Source organism: Streptococcus suis (assembly GCF_046032515.1).
GTDB classification, from domain to species: domain Bacteria; phylum Bacillota; class Bacilli; order Lactobacillales; family Streptococcaceae; genus Streptococcus; species Streptococcus suis_AL.
On the sequence record NZ_JARQPJ010000039.1, the window covers coordinates 1 to 6,575 of the forward strand.

At 37.1% G+C, this 6,575-nt stretch carries 5 protein-coding genes; 4 read left to right on the forward strand and 1 reads right to left on the reverse strand.

All coding sequences use genetic code 11. The annotated features are described in order from the left end of the window. Positions 1-86: 86 nt before the first annotated feature. On the forward strand, positions 87-416 hold the full coding sequence (locus P7J49_RS11375; RefSeq protein WP_408570723.1) for a PaaI family thioesterase: 330 nt from the start codon (positions 87-89) through the stop codon (positions 414-416). 165 nt (positions 417-581) lie between these two features. Beyond that, positions 582-1,742: an A/G-specific adenine glycosylase gene (gene mutY / locus P7J49_RS11380; RefSeq protein ID WP_408570724.1), complete on the forward strand. Its 1,161-nt coding sequence runs from the start codon at positions 582-584 to the stop codon at positions 1,740-1,742. A gap of 662 nt (positions 1,743-2,404) precedes the next feature. On the opposite strand, the gene P7J49_RS11385 is transcribed toward mutY, so the two are convergent. After that, complete coding sequence (locus P7J49_RS11385) at positions 2,405-3,205, reverse strand: helix-turn-helix domain-containing protein (protein ID WP_105096829.1); 801 nt, start codon at positions 3,203-3,205, stop codon at positions 2,405-2,407. Positions 3,206-3,429: 224 nt separating this feature from the next. Here P7J49_RS11385 and P7J49_RS11390 point away from each other — a divergent pair, with 224 nt between their 5' ends. Continuing rightward, positions 3,430-3,972, forward strand: a complete 543-nt coding sequence (locus P7J49_RS11390; protein ID WP_024376577.1) for a hypothetical protein — start codon at positions 3,430-3,432, stop codon at positions 3,970-3,972. Positions 3,973-4,966: 994 nt separating this feature from the next. Continuing rightward, positions 4,967-6,118, forward strand: a complete 1,152-nt coding sequence (locus tag P7J49_RS11395; RefSeq protein ID WP_408570725.1) for an iron-containing alcohol dehydrogenase — start codon at positions 4,967-4,969, stop codon at positions 6,116-6,118. The last annotated feature ends 457 nt before the right edge of the window (positions 6,119-6,575 follow it).

Sequence of the window (6,575 nt, forward strand, 5' to 3'; positions counted from 1 at the left end):
GAAGTTGATTGTTTTTTTATTCTAGTGTACAGGTAAATCCACGAATTCTCAACTGGGGGTCTTTACATATTGTCTATCAAGCTACAATGCTCAATGAGAAAGAGGTGTTACTGACTACAAAGGTGACCGAAAAGTCTCTCAATCCATACGGTATGGCTCATGGAGGCTTCCTCTTTACTTTAGCAGATTCAGTAGCAGGCTTGACAACAGTGGCAGGGGGGTCTTATTCTGTCACCCTACAGTCCAATATCCATTATATGAAGGCAGCTAAACTTGGTGATACCTTATCAGTAATAGGCTCTTGCACACATGATGGAAGTAGAACAAAGGTCGTTGAAGTGAAGATAGAAAACCAAGATAAACAGCTACTTGCTTCAGCAAGTTTTACCATGTTTGTAACAGGAAAAGTAGAATAATACTCAACGAACATCAAAAATAGACAGTCTTGGCTAGATTTAGAGAAACAAATTCGTTCGCTCTATTTCCAACCTCCAAAGTTTGGAGCTAGTTTGATTTTGATTATAAACGATATAAGGGAGTTGGCAAAAGCTGGCTCCCTTTCTTTGTGTTATACTAGATGTATGTTAGATTTGAAAGAATATGGAATTGAAATGTGGCCGGAGGAAAAGATTCAAGCTTTTCGCAAGGCACTCTTAGATTGGTATGACGCTAATAAACGTGACTTGCCTTGGAGACGGACCAAGGCTCCGTATGCTATATGGGTTTCTGAAATCATGCTTCAACAGACAAGAGTAGACACGGTCATTCCTTATTATGAACGTTTTCTCCATCATTTGCCTACGATTAGTGATTTAGCACAAGCACCAGAGGAGGTCATTCTCAAACTCTGGGAAGGATTGGGCTATTATTCGCGCGTGCGGAATATGCAAAAGGCAGCGCAACAAATGGTAGAAGATTTTGATGGGCAATTTCCGACCACGCATGCAGCCATTTCAAGCCTAAAGGGCATTGGTCCTTATACTGCTGGAGCAATTTCCAGTATTGCTTTTAATTTGCCAGAACCAGCGGTAGATGGCAATGTGATGCGGGTTCTCAGCCGCTTGTTTGAGGTTGATTATGACATTGGGCTTCCTGCCAATCGCAAGATTTTCCAAGCGATGATGGAGCTATTGATTGATCCAGAGCGACCGGGCGATTTCAACCAAGCTCTGATGGATCTAGGGTCGGATATTGAATCGCCAGTTAATCCACGTCCCCAGGACAGCCCAGTCAAAGCCTTTAGCGCAGCCTACTTAAACGGTACAATGGATAAGTATCCAATCAAAGCACCAAAGAAAAAGCCGATTCACGTGGCCTACCAGGGATTTCTAATCAGGAATAAAGACAATCAATTTTTATTGGAAAAAAATAATGAAGCAGGTCTTCTATCAGGTTTCTGGTCTTTTCCGCTTTTGGAAAAAGGAGCAATCGTTGAAAAACAAGTCTCTCTCTTTGAAGTTGCAGAAGAAGTTGTTCAGCCAGATATTCGGCAGAGCTTTACGGAACTTTATGGTCTGACTGTTGATTGGCAAGAGCAAGAATTTGGCATCGTCCAGCACATTTTTAGTCACCGCAAATGGCAGATAGAAATGGTAGAAGGTGTGACAGAAACACTTAACCTTCCAGAATCAAAAGAATTGAAATGGGTTTCTGTAGAAGATTTTCCTTCCTACCCATTTGCTAAGCCGCAACAAAAAATGTGGGAAAACTTTATCAAGGAAAAAGAAAAGCAAAAAAGTTGACTTTGGAGCACATAATTATTTGAAAGCGTTTTACAATAGTGGTATAATCTATTTGAAAAAAGGAAATAGTTAGTTAAGATGTTGAACGCCATCTGAATTGCTGAAAGGAGTTCTTTAGCGTTCGTAGAAGTGTATATACTATTAGCCATCTTTCTCTAATAAAAAGAGAGGGATGCTAGTAGGGGAAAAGTCCGTTATCCCTGTTTTATATCTATTTGTGATATCCATTGTCAAATGCATAGCATTAACTCATTATTTAGCCTTGCTACCCGGTTCAATCAGAAGTAGGCTAAGATTATTCGTGTCGTAACTACTATGTGTTCAAGATGTTGTAACTTTTGAACATAACCTTAGAAAATCACAAAAACCTCTAGCGATTTTCATCATAATAAGCAATCTCCACACTTTAGACAAATAGTAAGAGGACAATCAAAGACATAAGGGTAGCAGAATAATTATTTAATCATTAACTTGTTGTCAAATAACTATCTGGTAATGGACTTTTCCAATTTGACATATAAAAGGGAGGCTGTCATAGCCTCCTTTTACTGTGCTTTTCAGTTTGTTTTCAGTAGGAAAAAACGCCAGCTATACGAACAGACTTTCCAAAACTAGATGGATGAATGTAGCCAATATAACTAGTGATTAACTAGGCTTAGAAATCAATCTGGACTATAAATATCTACAACTTGACCAATAGGTCGAATATCGTCTTCTGGGCTAAAATAGATATCATCATAGTCAGAATTGAGTGATTGCAAATAGTCACCTTTGAACTTTTTAACAAAATTTTCCCCATTGACTGAAAAAATTCCAATTGTATTTAGAGGAATATGAGGAGCTAGGCGAATGAAGAGATAGTCTCCATCCTCGATATGCGGAGCCATAGAATCTCCCACAACCTGAGCGATTGTATCATAAGATTGGTTATCTGGAATCTCATCGTTATAGAATGATACAAGATTGTTCATATCTGTATCCTGCCAGTAACCTGTACCAGCAGAAACCTTACCAGGAACAGGTAATTCGATTCGCTCCCGATAGTCATCCAAGTGAAGAATAGAAGCAGAAGGAGTAACTGAGGTAGTTTGCATAGCTGCTAACTGTTCTTGACCAAAAGTTAACCATTGTGCATGGAAATCACCTTTTAATTCATTGTCCAAGGTTTGAACCTCTGGATGAATAGGCTGTTGAAAGAGTTTAAATTGGGAAGGAGTAATCGTTAAAGCTATATCCTGATTGGAATCTAGTTGCTCGATTAGCTCACCAACCGATATAGCCATGCCCTTAGCGACTTTTTCTAGCGTATCCATCGTTGGCAGGAGAGCTTTTTTGGTTTTGGGATGCTGGTTCTTTTCCAACATAGAAATATAACCTTTTGTTAAACCAGATAATTCAGCGAATTTATCCATTGATAATTTATTCTTGCTTCGGTATTCTTTTAAAATATCACCTAAAATCATGGTTGTCTCCTTATCTGTTTAACTAATTATACCATTAAAAAATATTTTTTGCAAATTATGTTTAACATGTTTGACAAAATAAAAAATTGGTGGTAATATATAAGCATAAAGATCAAGTCGAATGAAAAAAATAAATTTATTTGGACTATTTTCTAGAGCTTATTTTAAATTTGGCATTCTATCGACTTTTCAAATTTGATTGATTATTAAAGGAGATTATAAAAATGTTTGGATTAGTAGCTAAAAAAACAGGAGTCAAAGAGGTTGAAGAATATTGGGCAAGTACTTTAGTTGACATGGGAATTTGTGACGTCGAAGATAATTTGAGTGGTTGTTGCTGGAGATGTAAATCTTCTTTTGCTGTATCTGCTTGTCAAATTGTCAATAAAATCTGGCCGTTGTCCTATTCTTTGTCTAATAAAATGGTTCTTTGTCAATCTTGTCAAATTGAGAAACCTTTAGTAAAAAATCCTGATCTGGTTTGGAATTGGCTTGAGAATGAGAGTGGTCAACTGTTTTGGGCGAAGCAGGGGATGTCTGAGTATGAAAGAAGATATGAAAAATCAGTCTTGCAAGAACTATGGGATATGGGGATTCGTAACAGTTCAGAAGTCGAAAGTCTAGTTGAGAGAGTCTTGAAATCTGTGCGAATCAATTGTCAAATCATCAATCAATCCACTTTGGCTAATGTGTTTCGTTCCGAAATTATACTTATGCAGAAGGAAATGATGGAGAACTTTGAAGAAAATAATGGGTATGCTAGTTAAGTTTGATTTTCGATATCTTTTTATTTAATAAGTCTAGGATATCACTAATCTTTATTTTGTGTGCCACTGCATTAAATTGATAAAGGACTATTTTATTAGAATACTTCGTTAACCTTTTATTTCATTTTACTGAGATTGGTATTCATATCTTTTAAAGATTGAGACGATATTATCATACTGTGGATGTGCAAATATTCTCTCCAAATACAAATTTGTTCAAAAAACAACTTAGAATTACATTTCCAGAAACGTTGATTCTAAGCTGTTTTCTATTTTATGATTTTTGACCAGAGTCTGAATAACAATAACTTTGGTAATGTGTTTTCTAGACATTGATTCATAGCAGTTGGATGGGGGGAGTTTGTCAGACCTATAGACAATTCCAAATTGAAATCTGCTAGAATATTTTATCAGTTGTTTTTGCTTTTTGAAGGTAAAATGATGTTCAAGGTTTAAATTGATAATTTTAGGATTCTCTAATTAAACGATTTTCTTTTATTGCAAAATTATGTCCACAAAATCGACAATGGTAATGAGTTTTATCAGCTTCATAAAGAAGGGCAAACATTGCGCCGTTTCTTCCACCAATTGCTTGACCAATAATTGCATCTCGAGGAGAATATTCGCGTTTTTTAGAAGTGTATTTTTGAAGTTTTTCTGATTTACTTTTTGGACATTTTGGTACTATAATATTGACCTCGCTATCTTTAAACCTCCGGTGAGACTGTAGCTAATGATTGCAGTAATGAAGAGAATCGGACCGATATACTCGAGTAAATTCATCATTTTCCCTCCTCGTAAACATTATTTTACTGAATTTTAAACCATTCATCAAGTAAACGAATTGCTGCGGAGTAGTAGTAAGGTAGATGGTGAATCATTGTCTTGGGCAGGATGAAATTTTTTACGTTAAAAATTTCACAAAACCTTTACAAACCTTGTTGCATATAGTATAATAATATAAAATAATTCAAATGAATAAAGGAGCTTGTCTATGGCAACATTTTACGTCCCAGTAGTCAATTTGATTGGTCGCGGTTGTGTCAACGAAATTGGTAGTTATGTCAAGAATTTGGGCTACAAAAAGGCTCTGCTTGTAACAGATGATTTTATCCGAACAAGTAATATTTTACCTAAAGTTACCAAGCCACTTGATGAAGTAGGTATTGACTACGTAGTCTTTAGTAAGGTTGATCCTAATCCGACTTGTAAAAATGTATTTGATGGTCTAGCAGTTTTGCAGGAAAATGACTGTGATTTCATCATCTCAGTTGGTGGTGGTTCTCCTCAGGATGCGGCAAGCTGTATTTCTATCATGGCGACAAACGGTGGTAAACCACAAGACTATGAAGGATTGCATAAGTCAGAAAAACTTGGTCTGCCAGTTGTAGCAATCAATACAACTGCAGGTACTTCAGCCGAAATCACCATTAACTACGTTATCACCGATGAAGAACGCAAGGTTAAAATGGTTATGGTGGATAAAAACAGTCTAGCTGTTATGTCAGTCAACGATCCTGAGCTTATGTTGTCCAAGCCTGCAGCTTTGACTGCAGCAACAGGTATGGATGCCTTGACTCATGCCATCGAAGCCTTGGTAACTCCTGGAGCATACGGTGTAACCAAAAAATTATCTATGGGTGCCATTGAGTTAATTAAAGAATACCTACCACGAGCAGTTGAAAACGGACAAGATATCGAAGCCCGTGAGGCTATGGTCCATGCTATTTTCCTTGGCGGTATGAGTTTTAACAATGCTGGTTTAGGTTATGTGCACTCGATGGCTCACCAGTTGGGAGCTGTTTACGATCTACCACACGGCGTCTGCTGTGCAATGATTTTGCCAATCATAGAACGTGAAAATGCCAAACGTGTACCAGCAGCTTTCCGCGATGTTGCAAAAGCTTTAGGTCTTGATATCGCAGGCAAGTCAGACGAAGAATGTGCTGACTATGCCATTGCACAAATCGAAGAATTGTCAGCCAAAGTCGGTATTCCGAAGAAATTAACAGAGTTGGACATCAAAGAAGAAGACTTTGACTTTGAATACCTTTCTAAGAATGCCTTGATTGATGCTTGTGCACCAGGAAATCCATTCATGCCAACATTAGATGAGACAATCTCATATTACAAAGAATTGTTCTAGGATAATATCTGTTTTCTGTTAAGGAAGTTGGGCAAGTGATCCATTATGGTTTGCCCGGCTTCCTCTTTTTCGTGGAAGTATATCTAACGAACATCAGATAAAATGGAATAGAACTTGTTCTAAAATTTAGTCATTAAGTCTTTTTAGACCTAAATGCATTAATTTTGTAAAATCTTTAACTATTGGCCTACTTTGATGAATCGATTTCGTTGACTACGAAAGATGACCGTAAAACGACAAAGAAATGGGAATTGTCAGCTTCGTAAAGAAGGGAAAAGCTTGCACCATTTTTCCTCCAGTAGCTTGTCCATTAATTGCATGTCGAGAAGAAAAGTCACGATTTTTGAAGTATATTTCTCCGCTTTTACTGACTTACATTTTAGACAATATGTAAAGACCCCCAGTTGAGAATTCGTGGATTTACCTGTACACTAGAATAAAAAAACAATCAACTTCT